The 15653-nt window shown below is 52.3% G+C and carries 16 protein-coding genes; 11 read left to right on the plus strand and 5 right to left on the minus strand.

Annotation, left to right across the window (positions count from 1 at the left end; all coding sequences use genetic code 11):
* Nucleotides 1-132: 132 nt before the first annotated feature.
* The 9 genes from M4I36_RS15915 (at nucleotide 133) to M4I36_RS15955 (ending at nucleotide 11474) form a co-directional block, all read left to right on the plus strand.
* Nucleotides 133-1833, plus strand: a complete 1701-nt coding sequence (locus M4I36_RS15915) for a glycerol-3-phosphate dehydrogenase/oxidase (protein ID WP_258112793.1) — start codon at nucleotides 133-135, stop codon at nucleotides 1831-1833.
* Nucleotides 1834-2096: 263 nt separating this feature from the next.
* The gene (locus tag M4I36_RS15920; protein WP_258112742.1) at nucleotides 2097-2396 is read left to right on the plus strand and encodes a rhodanese-like domain-containing protein; all 300 of its coding nucleotides are present in this window, start codon (nucleotides 2097-2099) and stop codon (nucleotides 2394-2396) included.
* A 1-nt stretch (nucleotide 2397) separates the two neighbouring features.
* A complete protein-coding gene (locus tag M4I36_RS15925) occupies nucleotides 2398-3837 on the plus strand; it encodes an MBL fold metallo-hydrolase (protein ID WP_258112743.1) in 1440 nt (479 codons plus the stop codon).
* 336 nt (nucleotides 3838-4173) lie between these two features.
* Entirely contained in the window at nucleotides 4174-5550 is a 1377-nt protein-coding gene (locus tag M4I36_RS15930) for a cytochrome ubiquinol oxidase subunit I (protein WP_258112744.1), read from the plus strand.
* A gap of 29 nt (nucleotides 5551-5579) precedes the next feature.
* Nucleotides 5580-6590, plus strand: coding sequence for a cytochrome d ubiquinol oxidase subunit II (gene cydB / locus M4I36_RS15935; protein ID WP_258112745.1), 1011 nt, complete (start codon nucleotides 5580-5582; stop codon nucleotides 6588-6590).
* A gap of 8 nt (nucleotides 6591-6598) precedes the next feature.
* The gene (gene cydD / locus M4I36_RS15940) at nucleotides 6599-8320 is read left to right on the plus strand and encodes a thiol reductant ABC exporter subunit CydD (protein WP_258112746.1); all 1722 of its coding nucleotides are present in this window, start codon (nucleotides 6599-6601) and stop codon (nucleotides 8318-8320) included.
* Nucleotides 8317-10134 (plus strand): thiol reductant ABC exporter subunit CydC, encoded by a 1818-nt coding sequence (gene cydC, locus M4I36_RS15945; protein ID WP_258112747.1) that lies wholly within the window; start codon nucleotides 8317-8319, stop codon nucleotides 10132-10134. Before cydD ends, cydC begins: the two co-directional genes overlap by 4 nt.
* A 34-nt stretch (nucleotides 10135-10168) precedes the next feature.
* Nucleotides 10169-10711, plus strand: coding sequence for a cupin domain-containing protein (locus M4I36_RS15950; protein ID WP_258112748.1), 543 nt, complete (start codon nucleotides 10169-10171; stop codon nucleotides 10709-10711).
* A 181-nt stretch (nucleotides 10712-10892) separates the two neighbouring features.
* Nucleotides 10893-11474 carry an HD domain-containing protein gene (locus tag M4I36_RS15955; protein ID WP_258112749.1) on the plus strand — a complete coding sequence of 194 codons (582 nt, stop codon included), beginning with the start codon at nucleotides 10893-10895 and terminating at the stop codon, nucleotides 11472-11474.
* A gap of 325 nt (nucleotides 11475-11799) precedes the next feature.
* Here the strand turns inward: M4I36_RS15955 and M4I36_RS15960 are convergent, their stop codons facing one another.
* The 4 genes from M4I36_RS15960 to M4I36_RS15975 form a co-directional block, all read right to left on the minus strand.
* Nucleotides 11800-12153 carry an ArsR/SmtB family transcription factor gene (locus M4I36_RS15960; RefSeq protein ID WP_258112750.1) on the minus strand — a complete coding sequence of 118 codons (354 nt, stop codon included), beginning with the start codon at nucleotides 12151-12153 and terminating at the stop codon, nucleotides 11800-11802.
* 117 nt (nucleotides 12154-12270) lie between these two features.
* The gene (locus M4I36_RS15965) at nucleotides 12271-12519 is read right to left on the minus strand and encodes a hypothetical protein (protein WP_258112751.1); all 249 of its coding nucleotides are present in this window, start codon (nucleotides 12517-12519) and stop codon (nucleotides 12271-12273) included.
* Nucleotides 12520-12582: 63 nt separating this feature from the next.
* On the minus strand, nucleotides 12583-12900 hold the full coding sequence (locus M4I36_RS15970) for a hypothetical protein (RefSeq protein WP_258112752.1): 318 nt from the start codon (nucleotides 12898-12900) through the stop codon (nucleotides 12583-12585).
* A 187-nt stretch (nucleotides 12901-13087) separates the two neighbouring features.
* A complete protein-coding gene (locus M4I36_RS15975; protein WP_258112753.1) occupies nucleotides 13088-13423 on the minus strand; it encodes a hypothetical protein in 336 nt (111 codons plus the stop codon).
* Between the two features lie 159 nt (nucleotides 13424-13582).
* Between M4I36_RS15975 and M4I36_RS15980 the strand changes: the two genes are divergently transcribed.
* Nucleotides 13583-14839: a class I SAM-dependent rRNA methyltransferase gene (locus tag M4I36_RS15980; RefSeq protein ID WP_258112754.1), complete on the plus strand. Its 1257-nt coding sequence runs from the start codon at nucleotides 13583-13585 to the stop codon at nucleotides 14837-14839.
* A gap of 76 nt (nucleotides 14840-14915) precedes the next feature.
* On the opposite strand, the gene M4I36_RS15985 is transcribed toward M4I36_RS15980, so the two are convergent.
* On the minus strand, nucleotides 14916-15095 hold the full coding sequence (locus M4I36_RS15985) for a Com family DNA-binding transcriptional regulator (RefSeq protein ID WP_258112755.1): 180 nt from the start codon (nucleotides 15093-15095) through the stop codon (nucleotides 14916-14918).
* A gap of 222 nt (nucleotides 15096-15317) precedes the next feature.
* Here M4I36_RS15985 and M4I36_RS15990 point away from each other — a divergent pair, with 222 nt between their 5' ends.
* Nucleotides 15318-15560, plus strand: coding sequence for a YkuS family protein (locus M4I36_RS15990; RefSeq protein ID WP_258112756.1), 243 nt, complete (start codon nucleotides 15318-15320; stop codon nucleotides 15558-15560).
* Nucleotides 15561-15653: the final 93 nt, after the last annotated feature.

The following is a 15653-nucleotide window of genomic DNA, read 5'->3' on the forward strand; positions in this document are numbered from 1 at the left end:
CAAAGACAAGTTAATAGCGTGGATGGAGTCCAGGAGATACGCCACATTCTTTATGCTTTGGCATAGAGTTTGTGGCGTTTTTTTGAAAAGATTTTTCGAGGAGGTTGCAACACTGTGAGTGAACAAGACTCGTTGCATAGAACCGGATCGACCCTAGACGATGCTGCGTCTAAAAACCCATGGGATGTCCTGATTATCGGCGGAGGCATCACGGGCGCAGGCATCTTACTCGACGCAGTGCAGCGCGGACTGAAGGCCATCCTGATTGAAATGCAGGACTTTGCTGAAGGTACGTCCAGCCGCTCCACCAAACTAGTGCACGGCGGTCTGCGCTACCTGAAGCAGTTCGAGATAGGTTTGGTAGCAGAGGTGGGGAAAGAACGAAGGATTGTCTATGAGAATGCGCCTCATGTCACCACGCCAGAGTGGATGCTGTTACCTTTGCTTGAAGGCGGTTCGTACGGAGTCCTAGCCGCCTCTTTTGGCATCCGCCTGTATGATTACTTGGCAGGCGTAAAGCGAAGTGAGCGACGCCAAATGTTAAGCCGAGAACAGACCCTGCATCGCGAGCCGCTACTTCGCACAGAAGGTCTCAAAGGGGCCGGAACCTATGTGGAATACCGCACGGATGATGCTCGATTAACCTTGGAAATCATCAAAGAGGCGGTCGCCCGTGGCGGCACTGCACTCAACTACACCAAAGCGACGCGTTTACAGAAAGAGGACGGGCGCGTGATTGGAGTTGAGGCGCAAAGCACCTTACACAGGGAGACGATGACCACTCTTCTGGCGACTCGAATCATTAACGCGACCGGACCATGGGTAGACGTGTTGCGTGAAATGGACGGTTCGAAACAAGGAAAGACGCTCCATTGGACAAAGGGCGTGCATCTCGTGGTGGATGCTTCCAAGTTCCCGCTATCCCATCCTGTCTATTTTGACGTGCCCGATGGGCGCATGATCTTTGCCATCCCCCGGGACGGCAAAACTTATATTGGCACGACGGACACAGACTTTCATGCAGACCTATTGCATCCACGAATGACTGTCACGGACAGAGATTATTTACTCGACGCTGTACAGTTTATGTTTCCCAGCGTTGTTTTAAGTCAAAATGACGTTGAGTCTAGTTGGGCGGGAGTGCGCCCATTGATTCATGAAGCGGGTAAAAATCCATCAGAAATCTCGCGCAAAGATGAAGTCTTCGAGTCTCAAAGCGGCCTTATTACCATAGCGGGTGGCAAGCTCACCGGGTATCGCAAGATGGCAGAAAAAGTGGTGGACTTAGTCACAAAGCGACTGAGCGCCGTCCACCAAAAGTCATATCCCCCTTGTCAGACAGAGCATCTGCGACTGTCGGGAGGTCACTTTTCATCTTCTGCGCTGTTTGCATCGTTCATCCGCGAACAAACCGAAAGAGGTGTAGCTTTGGGCTTGTCCGCCGAAACTGCAGAAAAGTTAGTACGCCGTTACGGATCGAACATAACGGATGTGTTCTCTTACCTTGAACACGACCGACCTGAAGTAGCTCGGGACTTATCTCAAGAGGTCTATGCAACGCTCCAATACGGGATGGACCACGAGATGGTTTGCACGCCTTCCGACTACTTCGTTCGGCGGACAGCCAGCCTTTATTTTAATATTGCCTTTGTACGCGAGTGGATGACACCGGTCGCGGCGTATATGGCACAGCGACTGGGATGGACTGACGCGGAGCGGGATTGCATGGAGAAAGACTTACAAGTACATCTTGAGGAGGCGACCGTTCCCGTCTCTGCAGAGCACGCTCCATCAACACGGAACGAAGCAAAGGAACCCGTTCCCCTCGGGTAATGCCAATCGATTTAGCACATACTATCCACAGCATCCACAGCCGGACCATCCTTACAATCCGAAGAAAACTGGCACTTGCCAACAGAGTTATCCACATGTGAACAGGAGTTATTCACCGATAACTGTGGATAACTCTTGCAATCTCTCCTTCTTGACATATACCCCTATGGGTATATAATGGCGTTAGTCGCATCGCTGACGACGTTATCCTCACGCAAAGGATGCGCAAAATATATTCCCGTGTGGAAAGGATGGATTTTCTGATGTTGCAATGGATGCCCGTTGATTTGAAAGAACACATGGCTAAGGACAAGTCGCTCCAAATTATCGATGTGCGCGAGCCTGGAGAATTTGCCAGTGGACATATTCCTGGTGCCAAGAACATTCCGCTCGGGCAACTGCAGGAGCGGCACCGTGAAATCAATCCAGACAAGCCAGCCGTGATGGTGTGCCTGAGTGGTGGTAGAAGTAGTCGCGCTTGTGAATGGCTGGAATCAAAAAAGTACCACAAGATTTACAATTTACTGGGTGGGATGTCTAGATGGGACGGGAGCGTCGAATGATATGCTGCTAAAGTATTTCTACGATACAAAACTGGCGCAGGCTTCCTATTTGGTCGGTTGTCAAAAAACCGGTGAGGCTATCGTGGTCGATCCCGCTCGCGACATCACCCCTTACCTCGCCACTGCCAAGGCGGAAGGTCTGCGCATTGTCGGAGCAGCGGAGACGCACATCCATGCCGATTTCGTCTCGGGTGCGCGCGAGTTAGCAGAGCAGGGAGCAACGCTCTATTTGTCCGACGAAGGTGGAGAAGGTTGGCACTATGAATACGCTACACAGTACCACCATGTGCCCCTCAAGGACGGCAGCGTCTTTACAATTGGCAACATTAGATTTGAAGTTCTCCACACTCCAGGTCACACGCCAGAACACATTTCGTTTGTGGTGACCGATGGTGGAAACGCACAAACATCGCAACAGCCGCTCGGCATCTTTTCTGGGGACTTCGTCTTTGTCGGCGACGTCGGGCGCCCGGACTTGCTGGAGAAGGCTGCGGGTGTCAGCGGATCGACCAACATGCTGGCAAAAAAGATGTTTGAATCGCTTCAGCGGTTCAAAATGCTACCTGACTTCCTACAACTGTGGCCTGGTCACGGCGCAGGCAGCGCCTGCGGAAAAGCACTCGGCGCCATTCCGTCGAGCACCGTCGGCTACGAGAAGATGACGAATTGGGCACTGCAGACAGAGGACGAAGCGACCTTCGTGACCAACCTTCTGGCTGGTCAACCCGAGCCACCGCGGTATTTTGCCAAGATGAAGGAAATTAACCGGATGGGGCCAACTCTGTTGTCTTCCGTCGGCGTACCGGACCGCTCTTCAGTAGACTGGAAGACGGCCGTACATTGGGCATCCGAAGGGACCCTGCTTGATGTTCGCAAAGCAGTCGACTTTGCCTCGGCGCATATACGAGGCAGCATCAACATTCCGGCCAACAAGTCATTCGTCACCTGGGCCGGATGGTTGTTGCCGTACGACCAACCCATTTACTTGCTCGCAGAGGAATCGACGGTAGAAGCCATCCTCCACGACCTGTCCTCTATCGGGCTGGACAATGTGGCCGGAATTATGGACAGTTCTGTTGTTGATGCTGCGCCCCCCGATTCGGACAACATCAGCAGTTATCAGAACGTGTCTGTGGAGGAAGCCCGGGACCGCATTGCGTCTGGTGCGGTACACCTTGTGGACGTGCGCAATTTGTCGGAATGGCAGGCAGGTCATGTAGCCACGGCACATCATCATATGCTCGGCGAACTACTCGCACATGTGGGAGAACTGCCGCGCAACAAGCCCATTTTACTGCAGTGCCAAACTGGCGGTCGATCCGCCATCGCGTCGAGTCTACTGACCGCCCACGGTTTTTCTGACGTGGAGAACTTGGCAGGTGGCTATGAAGCTTGGCGCATGTCGGAGCAAAAAGCCGCTATGGCCTCCTCCGTTTCATAATCACAGTCTGTCCATGACACTTTGCGCAAAGAGCGCCAGCAAGCCATTCGTCGGCGCTGGCGCTCTTCTCCATCTCCACTACCTGGTGCCCGTCCCCATGTTCGTCATTCTGACATAAAGTGTCGCTTTTTGTACCTGTTACAGAACTGCTAATGGTGCTACTGTTATCTCATCCGGAACTACCGGTGCACAACGTACATCCACCGTTGGAGCAGAACCAAATGCTTGTCGTTGGGAGCCTTGTGAATTTGTTCACAAATTATACACAGCACTTTGTGAATCGATTCACAAAAAGTTCTTTGATTCTATGCTGAACTCTGAAGGAGGCGGTGCACCGTGACGGTGCTACTAGCGCGCTGGCAATTCGCTGTGACAACCATTTATCACTTTTTGTTCGTCCCACTGACCATCGGTTTGGTATTCCTCATCGCAATCTTAGAGACAATGTACTATTTTCAAAAAGATGACCGTTACAAACAGTTGGCTAAATTTTGGGCAAAATTGTTACTCATTAACTTTTCCGTCGGCGTGGTTACAGGGATTTTCCAGGAGTTTCAATTTGGGATGAATTGGTCCTCTTACTCTCGTTTTGTTGGAGACGTCTTCGGTGCACCACTTGCTATTGAAGCACTTGCGGCATTTTTCCTTGAATCAACTTTTCTTGGGATTTGGCTGTTTGGCTGGGAGCGCATTCCACGTGGACTGCACGCGATTTCCATCTGGATGGTCGCACTCGGCACCACACTGTCTGCATTTTGGATTTTGTCCGCCAATGCTTTTATGCAGGAACCGGTCGGGTACACCATTCGCAACGGTCATGCGGAAATGAGTTCGTTCGGGGCACTCTTGACAAACCCTCAGTTATGGGATGAATTCCCACACACGTGGCTTGCTGCCATCGCTACCGGGTCGTTTTTCATGGCTGGCATCAGCGCGTGGTACGTCTATCGGCGTTACCACACAGAACTGTTTCAACTGACGTTGCGACTGGGAATGACATTTGGCCTAGTCTCCAGTACCTTGGTCGCATTCGTAGGCGACAAGATGGCGAAGCACTTAGTCAAAGCGCAGCCCATGAAAATGGCCGCTGCCGAAGCTCTCTGGCACACCAGTCCCTTGCATGCGCCGTGGAAGCTGGTTGCGGGCATTGACAGAGCCACACACTCTAACACCTTTGCCATCAAAATACCGTATCTGCTGAGCATTCTTTCGTACAACCGCCTGAGTGGTAGAGTGACGGGAATGGATGAATTGCAGCATCAATTTGTTCAGAAATACGGTCCGGGAAACTACATTCCCCCGGTCGATCTGACCTTTTGGAGTTTCCGCATTATGGTCGGCGCAGGCATGTTGATGATTTTTCTATCATTGCTTGGCATGTGGTTCATTCTCCGCAATCGGGAAGTGGAGCGCCGCTGGTTTTTGCGCATTCTTCCCTTCGCGATGATTCTTCCTTACCTGGGCAATACCTTTGGCTGGATTATGACCGAAGTGGGTCGGCAGCCGTGGGTCGTGTATGGGTTATTAAAGACCGATGTGGCGAACTCTCCGAACGTCAGCAGCGGGATGATTCTCTTTACGCTGATTGGTTTCGCCATCGTTTACGTGGCCATGGCGGTAGTGGCCATCTTCTTGGCCCTGCGCACCATTCGTCAAGGCGTAGAACCTCACGAAGAAGTATCGATGACGAGTGACATATCTCTCGGATTGTAAATGCCATATCTCCAGGAGGCGATAGACGCATGCTAAACACGGTCTGGTTTGTGATGATTGCAGTTTTATTCACAGGTTTCTTCGTACTGGAAGGATTTGATTTTGGTGTTGGCATTCTCGCACCGTTCCTTGGTAAAACCGATACCGAGCGAAGACTGCTCATCAACACCATCGGCCCGTTTTGGGACGGCAACGAGGTCTGGTTTGTGGCGGCCGGTGGCGCGATGTTCGCGGCATTTCCAAATTGGTACGCCACGCTCTTTAGCGGTTTTTACATCGCACTCTTCCTACTCGTGTTAGCCCTTATCTTACGCGGAGTAGGATTTGAATTTCGCAGCAAAGTAGCGCACGCCAAATGGCGGACTTTCTGGGATTGGGCTATTTTCTCTGGAAGTGTCTTCCCTCCCATGCTCTGGGGTGTGGCGCTCGCAAACATGATGAAAGGTATTCCCATCAACGCACAAATGCAAGACGTGGGCACTTTTTGGCAACTGCTCAGCCCGTACAGCATTGCCGGCGGATTGGCGATGACGCTTCTCTTCATGTTACACGGTGCCATCTTCCTAACCCTCCGCACGCACGATGACATCCGCGTGCGAGCCCGAAGCATCGCTCGAAAAGTAGGAGTTTGGACGACCATCATGATGTTTGTGTTCATCATCCTGAGTTACTTCTACACCAACATGTTCACTAAGGAGGGCATTGTCCCAGGACCGACCCCGGTGCTGGCAGGCTTTACTCTTGTGTCCCTACCCTTTTTGATTCGCTACGAGAAGGATGGTTGGGCCTTTCTAATGAGCACGTTCACGGTCATTTTATCCAGCGCGACGGTGTTTCTCGACTTGTTTCCGCGCGTCATGGTCTCCTCGCTCAATCCGGCTTGGAGTCTAACCATCTACAATGCGGCGGCCAATTCGTACTCACTCAAAGTCATGACCATTTGTGCTCTGACGCTGTTGCCCTTCGTGCTCGCATATCAAGCATGGACTTTTTGGATTTTCCGCAAGCGCCTGTCTATCCATGACGAACTCGACTACTGAGGTGTGCCATGAGCATCCAATCCCGTTTAATGCGCGAAGTTCCTGCTGCGAAATCCATTACGGTCGTGGCCACGGTGTTGGGCCTCTGCAGCGGCCTTACGCTCATCTGGCAAGCGGAAGCACTGACTCAGTTGATTGCTGGAGTATTTCTCGGCCACTCTTCTCTTCCAGAGGAGTGGCATCACGCGGAGTCATTTCTCGTCGCACTCGGCGTGCGCTCCGCGTTGATTGCACTGTCCGGCATATTCGCCAGTCGACAAGCTGCCAAGGCAAAAGCCGCACTGCGCTCGGCATGGATGCGACAAACGCTCTATCGTCGCAAAGCTCGGACGAGCGACGATGCAACAGGCGACATGGTGACTGCAGCCGTCATCGGCGTAGACCGACTGGAGACCTACCTCTCCAGATACTTGCCTCAAGCGGCGTCGGCTGCTGTCATTCCGGCTGTTCTCTGGTTATTCATCGTTCGCTTGGACTGGATTTCCGCGCTGTTGCTCGCCATTGCAGCACCACTGCTCGTCTTTTTCCTGATTCTCGTCGGGAAGGGTGCCAACGCGGCTGCAGAGAAGCAATGGTCGATTCTTGGACAGTTGTCGGCTCGCCTCTTAGAGAGAATTGAGGGCCTGCAAATTTTGGTTTTGTTTCATCGTGAAGCGGACGCGGCGCACGGGTTGCGTCGCTTAGGCGAACAGCACCGGCGCGCAACCATGCAAACGCTGCGCATTGCCTTTCTCTCGTCGTTTGTTTTGGAGTTGTTCGCAACTCTAGGAACAGCAGGAGTGGCACTCGCCTTAGGGCTTCGCTTGACATCGGGGGCCATGATTTTCCCGACGGCATTTGCAGTCTTGTTGCTAACTCCAGAATTTTTTACACCAATCCGTGCACTCGGTAGCGAGTTTCACGCAGCACTTGACGGTCTGTCGGCGGCAGAGCAACTGTTTGCCACATTGGACGAAAGCTCCCCCGCGCAGGCCAGCGCTCCCGTAAAAGGTCGATTGGACGCCACGACCGATGTCGAGTTGCACGACGTTCATTTTCGCTATCCACTGCGCAGACCCGCGAACAGCGACTTGGTGGAGAAGTCCCGAGACATTCTCGACGGCGTTTCCATCTCGCTCCCAGCCGGTTCGAAAACGGCCATTGTCGGCCCTAGTGGCAGTGGCAAATCCACCCTCCTCTCAGTCCTGGCTGGTGAACTTCAGCCAGTCTCCGGAGATATCCAGGTTGGTCGAGAGGTGGTAGACTCGCTGACTCGTGCAGAGTGGCGAAGCCAAGTGACCTTGCTGCACCAACACCCGTATCTCTTTGCCGATACCATCGCGAACAATCTACGCATCGCCGCGATGGAGGCAAGCGACGCAGACCTTGAACGCGCATGCCAGGCTGTCGGTCTGACCGATTGGTTGAAGCGCCTTCCAGACGGCTTGCAAACGCCGATTGGCGATGGTGGGTGGCCAACGAGCGCGGGGGAGGCGCAGCGCATCGCCATCGCCAGAGCATTGCTTTGCAACACCCCCATCTGGCTACTGGACGAACCGACGGCACATTTGGATCCGATTACAGCACAGCAGATTCGACAGTTGCTTTTGAACACTTTCCATCGGCGGACGGTCGTGTGGGTGACCCATAACCAAGAGGAAACCATGACACTTGATGCCGTTTATACCCTAGAGAATGGGCAACTCAGCCAAGACATTGGTGGTACCACGGAGAGGAGACTGTTGTCGTGAGCTCCCCGAGCGTTGCATCCCAGAGACCAGCCACCCTTCTGCTTTGGAAATGGCTTCGTCCGTACACATGGCGCGCCATCTTCGCAGCCTTTTTGGCCTTGTTGACGTTTGCTTCGAATTTTGGACTGCTCGGAGTCAGCGGACTCCTCATCAGTAAAGCGGCGCTCCACCCGGCCAACATTCTGCTACTCTTTGTCCCACTGGTGGCCGTCCGCTTCTTTGGCTTGGCTCGGGCGGCATTTCGTTACGCCGAACGCTACGTGGAGCACGACTTCGCCTTTCGCGTACTCGTAGACATTCGCGACTGGCTCTACCGCACCCTCTCGGTCCGCGTGCCGCTGCTCCATCAAACCCATCAAGGCGGCGATGTATTGGCCGCTGCTGTCGATGACATCGACACGTTGCAATTTTTCTACATCCGCACTGTGGCCCCAGGTATGGCAGCCTTGGCGGGCATCGTCCTCGCCAGCCTGACCCTCGGATTTCTCCTTCCTGGCGCTGGTTGGACCGTTGCCGCAGGCCTCTCCATAGCTGGCTTTGGTCTACCCCTCATGTTATTTATCTATCGTCGGCGCCTTGGACGAACATCCCGCCAGAAGCGCGCGCAATTGTCCGCACTTTTGACGGACGCGGCACACGGACTCCGCGACATCCAGAATTTTGGCCGCGAAGAATGGTTCCAGTCCCGCTTGCAGGCACTCAGTGAGGACATTGCAGTCTGCGACATGCGCCTCGGTACCATAGAGGCAATAGCCCGCGCTGCATTTTCGGCGGGTCAAGGAGTGACCGTTTTTACCGTTGGCATCATGGGTGTGCGAGCCGTCCTCGACCAACACTATCCTGCGGTCGATTTGGCAATGGTCGTCCTGTTCACGATGGCTGCTTTCGAATCAGTCAGCCCTCTCTTCAGCGCTTTTGAACAAGCCGGCCAGACCCTCGCAGCATTACATCGGGTGCATCAACTCGGCGACATCCCGGCTCGGACGACGGTACCGAACCCCGCGACAGATGCTTCGTTCAAAGCAGGAACTGTGTCCGATCTCGCTCAACCAACCGAAGACAAGAAGCCACACCCCGTGGACCTCTCCCTGACCGACGTTTGTTTTCGCTACCCAAAATCGCGCGTAAATCAATTACAGCACATTGACCTCCATATCCCTGCTGGTAAAAAGGTGGCGATTGTCGGCGCGAGCGGCTGTGGAAAATCGACTTTACTGAAAGTCATTCTCGGACTTTGGCCTGCCACATCTGGACAGGTTACCAGAAATGGACACCTGTTAGAGGAGGTCCCAACTGAGACGTTGCGAGAGACGTTTGGTGTGGTAACGGAAGCGGATCGACTGTTTCGCCTGTCCATTGCCGACAACATTAGACTCGGACGGCCTGACGCAAGTTTGCAAGAAGTTCGCAATGCGGCCCGAATGGCCCACATTGACGACGCCATTGAGAGCCTGCCGGACGGATACGACACGGTGTTGACCGAAGGTGGACTGGATTTTTCGGGCGGGGAGCGGCAACGAATGGCGCTCGCTCGCGCCCTTCTGACGAAAGCACCCATTTTGATTTTCGATGAGCCGACTGCACATCTGGACGACCAAACTGAACGAGCATTCTATGCCACGCTGAAGGTGGCTAGTGCGGGCCGGTCGATACTCCTCGTGACCCATCGAGAACAGGGACTGAGAGATATGGACGAAATCCTCGTGATGGACAATGGTTCCATCGTAGAGCGCGGAACGTACACAGAACTGACCAAGTCGAACGGTTACTTCGCGAGGCTTTATGGACAATCGCCGATGCGGCGCTTATCATAAACTCACGTAATGCAAAGAGAAGGAGGTGTGGACGTTGGCGACGATCCGCGTGCAGAAGACTGGACTTAACCTTCAAGAAGAGGCAGACGTTCTCTCGTTTCTGGAAAGTAATGGAGTTTACTACCACCATTGGAATGTGACCAAGTTGCCTGATGACCTTTGCGGACAATTTCAACTGACCGACGAAGACAAACAGAAGGTACTGTCCTCGTTCGAGGAGGACATTCAGGCGCTGGCACAAGAGCGCGGTTACAAGTGGTGGGACGTCATTGCGCTGTCCGAAGCCACCCCAGACCTGCCCGCCTTACTAGCCAAGTTTGAGCAAGTGCATACTCATGCGGAGGATGAAGTGCGGGCGATTGTATCAGGCAGCGGCACGTTTATCATCAAGGGGCGGGACGGTGCATATTTCGATGTGCGTCTGTCTCCAGGAGATGTTATCTCGGTGCCGGAAGGCAATCCTCATTACTTCACCTTGACTGAAGAGAGGCAAGTTGTCGCTGTGCGTCTCTTCATTGAACCATCCGGCTGGGTATCGACCCCTTACGAAGAGAGCACTTTTTCCCCGGGTAGTTGACGCCCACATGAACCTGTTGTCGATACGGACAGACTGAGAAAACTTGGAACCCTCCGGACTTGAACCCGATGCGCCACCAACGGAAGACCTCATAGTCCTTGTCCATAGGGACGCAGACTTCTTCCCTTGGTGCGCGTCATTCGTTCTGCCGCTCTGAACGAGGAAGGGAGTAACTCGTCGCATGACCGAGCAAAAAACGCGCCAAGAAGCATTGTCGTTGCTGCATGAATACACACAGTCCGAATCACTGCTCCGGCATGCGTATGCCGTTGAGGCAGTTTGTCGCGCCTATGCAAGACAGTTTGGGGAGTCCGAAGAGTGGTACGGGCTGGCCGGACTGCTGCACGACTTCGACTATGAACGATATCCAACGCCAGAGGAGCATACGGTCGTCGGCGCCCGCATTTTGGAGGAACATGGATACCCACCGGAAGTCATTTATGCGATTCGCGCGCACGCAGACTATAATCACTTGGAACGCAACACACTGCTCGCCAAAGTTCTCTTTGCTGCCGATGAAGTGTCTGGATTTGTGATGGCTGTCACCATGGTTCGACCAACGAGAAACCTCGCGGAACTCGAAACGAAAAGCGTTCTGAAGAAACTTAAGGACAAGGCATTTGCACGCGGAGTTCATCGCGAAGATGTGTATCAAGGCGCCGCGGAATTGAACATCCCCCTTGAACAACACATCGATTTTGTCATTGAAGCGCTTCGCCCAATTGCCAAGGAACTGGGACTTGATGGGAGCGCAGCGGAATAGTTGAGCCAAATATCATACTGACGCTACAACTGCAACAGAGGCCAGCATTTTGGAAGAATGCTGGCCTCTGTTGCGGTTCATGGATTAATAAGCAGCGCCGTTCGCAGCGGCAGGAACAAACAGGAAGAACAACACAAAGATAATTAGGAACACAACTGCCCACCGGGTATACCCGCCAAATACGCCATACATGGAACAACATCTCCTTTTTCGTGGGATGATGTAATGTATGCCGAATTGTTCCCCAAGGGATGGGGCGAATGCCCGGAGAGATAAGCCCATCCAAAAAAGCGGCTCGTCTTCAGCCCAACTGTCCTGTTTCCTCTCATCCGTCCATACGCGTACACGAGCGGATATGCTCTGCGTTATCCGCGACAATTTCTTTCGCGAGCTGCACAATCTGCCGCACGCGAACGTCTGAAATTCGATACAACACATATTTTCCGTCTTGACGCGAGTTCACGTAGCCACACCACTTCAAACAAGCGAGTTGATTCGAGACCTGACTCTGAGTGGCTCCGAGCAACTCCACTAATTGTGTGACACTCTTCTCTCCATCCAAAAGCAACTCGACGATACGCAGGCGCGTAGGATTCGACAATCCGTGAAAAAACTTGGAGTATATTTCAATCTGATTGGTTGCTTCGTCTTTTGGCGTCACTAATGTGCTCTTCGACATCCTTCCCCCTCCTTCCCAACACGGCGAATCGAGTACAGATTTCGAAAGTCGTCGATAGTCGCACACACCATCGGCCGTTTTGTTTAGGCCGAAATCATGCTTTTAATCCATTGTCTATTACGCAGGTCCCTGGTGGGGTCCAACGTCCTCGTTCGCCATCTCTGCGGTGATGTCTACCTCGGCAATTTGTGGCACAAAGGGCCTACCTTCTCGTTCGCGTTCTGCCAGGAACCGCGCGGCCATCCGCTTACAGTCTGTCATGGCGTGGCCTTTGTTATGGCGCAACACTTGGCACATGGGAATTTCCGCACAAGTGGCAACATGCATTCCATCGGGCATTTGAAAAATCGAAATGTGTAGCTTCAAAGCGTCTTGGCCTCCTTTAATCTTAATATGATGGTACCCCTCCAGTGCGCTTGCGGCAAGATTCTAATCAGATTCAGTGAGCAATAAAATGTCAGCCTTCTGTAAATGGCACAGAGACAAGGTACGTTCCAACTCCACTTGAAGGCTTTCGAGGAAAGGCTTTACCTCCGCCTCAGAAACCGGATCCTCAAACTGCAACTGATGATTCAATAAGAGATGGATGGAACTAACGACCATTGGCCGCACACGCATCGGCTTTCCCAAAATACGATAGTTGGTATGGGCACAGATATGCAAAACTAACATTTGCAACAAATGGCGTTCCCGGTCTGTCCACGCATTGCCCGGGTCTGTCAATTGCAGGTGAATCGTTTGAATCATGGTTGAACTCCCTCTTGCAACGAAGTGGGAAAGACATCCGTCTCCCCCACTCGTCGCAGGCTCTACATTTCATTGTACAATGGAATGCGCCCGAGGAGTGCTAGTGAATGATGTGTACAATTCTTGAATGTGGAATTTGTCATGAAGCCCTGGCCATCACGAGGTTTCTTCGCATATTCCGGAATTTCTAGTGCATGCCTTTCTTGTTCTTTCGCCGCCCTTCTAAAATCCACTGATGCAAGGGAACCGCGTCTTCTTTCCCCTCGACATAATGTCCGTAGGGAGCCACATAAGCAACTTGCCAGCCTCGCCTTTGGCCTTCATCCAAAACTTGTGCTGGACTACCGTGCCCGGACACGGGATGTCCCTTGCCATCCGTGTCCACCACCCAGTAATTATTCGCAGGATGCTCTGGATTGGTGACACTCCATTCTCCCACATATGCGTTGATAATCGGCAAATCCTCGTCTCGGAAGTGAAAACCCAATTCAGACAGTGTCGTATGATGTTCTTCTGTACTCAACTCATCATCTCCAGTTCTAAGTTCCTATCTAGGGGCAGTATGATCCGTCCGTAGGAACATCATGCAGAAATCGTCCCCGTTGAGCGGCGATTCGACATTGAAATCTTGACCAAAACATGAGAGCATGGAACTCGCAAGTGAAAAGATGGGGGATAGATAATGACACCACACTCAACAGCTCCGACCACCCAGTGGACTTCGGTGGTGCTGAAGCGCAATCGAAAGCGACGATTGGAGGCTGGACATCCTTGGATATTTTCGTCCGAAATTGATGAAATCCAGGGACCCTTCGAATCAGGACAGTTAGTCCACATCCTCAATCATCAAAACCTCTACATGGCTACTGCTTATGCCAATCCATCTTCGCAAATTGTCTGCCGAATCCTCAGCTACAACGAGTTCGATGACATAGACCTGGAATTTTTCAAAACGCGCGTACGGCAGGCGAAAGCTCTACGCGAGCGATTGCTGGGGTCGGCAGAAGGCTACCGCCTTATCTACGGTGAAGCAGATTTTTTGCCGGGATTGGTTGTTGACCGATACAAAGATATTCTAGTGGCACAGATTTTGACTGCAGGCATGGAACGATTCAAAGAGTGGATTCTCGAAGCACTCGTTGAAGAGTGTCGGCCAACCGGGGTTTATTGGCGAAATGATGTCTCGGTTCGAAAATTGGAAGGACTTTCGCTCTATACAGAGGTCGCGTATGGAACGGTGCCCAAGCCAATACTCATCGTTGAAAACGGACTAAAGTTTGACATTGACGTATACAGCGGGCAAAAAACCGGTCATTTCTTTGACCAACGCGACAATCGCCGACTCATTCGTCCTTTCGTCGCACCTACGCACAGCGGACGCGGAGCTAAAATGTTGGAATGTTTTTGCCATACTGGAGCTTTCACCGCTCATGCGCTTGCTTATGGAGCAAACCATGTGACTGCGGTCGACATTTCACAGACGGCGTTAGACGCGGCACACCGTAATCTCGAGTTGAATGGCCTCGAGGACCGGGCCACGTTTATCTGTGCCAATGCGTTTGACTATTTACGAGAGTTAGAATCTGATGGAGAGAGATATGATGTCATTCTGCTTGACCCACCTGCTTTCGCAAAGTCAAAAAACGCAGTTGAGGGTGCTTTACGTGGATACAAGGACATCAACTTAAGAGCGCTGAGGTTACTTCATGAAGGAGGTTTTCTCATCACGGCGAGTTGTTCATCACATGTGACGGCAGAGATGTTTCAAGACACAGTGCTGGACGCAGCTGTCGATGCGCATCGATTGGTGCGCCTTATAGAATTTCGCGGGGCTGGTCCGGACCATCCAGAGTTGGCCGCTGCTCCGGAGAATAATTACCTCAAATTTGCAGTGTATGAAGTCCGGTCACGAGGTCCTAAAAAGGGACGGGGACGGTGACGGCATAAGCCGTCATCCATCCCCATCAGTCCGCGGCCCGCGAGGGCCTTGCAAAACCGTAAAGCCCTATAAACTTTTACGCCTGTCGGTCTTCGACTAATTTGTGCTCTTGCACAATGTGCGTATATTCATACCCGTGGGTACAATGTTCACAGTGAACACGAACCACCTGTTCGCCTACCGGCGCCTTCACGTGATTCAATTTCCCGCAACGCGGACATTCCGAGTCAAATTCCCAATGTTGGTGAAGAGTCATCGGCGTTCCCCCCATTCATTTCCCTTACCCATTCTACAACAAATCCAACCAATAAACGAGAGGAAATGAGGACCTCCATTTCCTTTGTATTGTGGATATGCTGTCCAAACTCGGATGAGAACTGCCGGACGCATAACATCGTCCAAATGACACACACTATCCATGCCGGATTACACAAATTCATCATGCGGCAATTTGGATGCGGATTGGAGGAGGGTGCAGATGAAAACCATAGCGGTGGAACAAGGATTGTCTCCTGTCAAACAGTATCTATGCTCCCAAGGGTGCGAGGTGGTGGATGTCCAAAACGACAATTCTTTGTCACAAGGGGCATCCGTCATGGTTGTGACTGGATCAGACAAAAATTTAATGGGAATGCAAAGCGTAACACAAAACATCCCCATCATCTCTGCCGATGGCCTGTCTCCCGAAGAAGTATACCAACGCGTCCAAAGCTACGTGTAGTCTCGTGCAGCAATATTCATCATGCTTGAAAGACTTCCAGAAAGACAATAGAAATTCCGTTTGTAGACACAAGTCCCTTCCCAGAGATTGCTC

Source organism: Alicyclobacillus sp. SP_1, assembly GCF_024706985.1.
Classification (GTDB): domain Bacteria; phylum Bacillota; class Bacilli; order Alicyclobacillales; family Alicyclobacillaceae; genus Alicyclobacillus_I.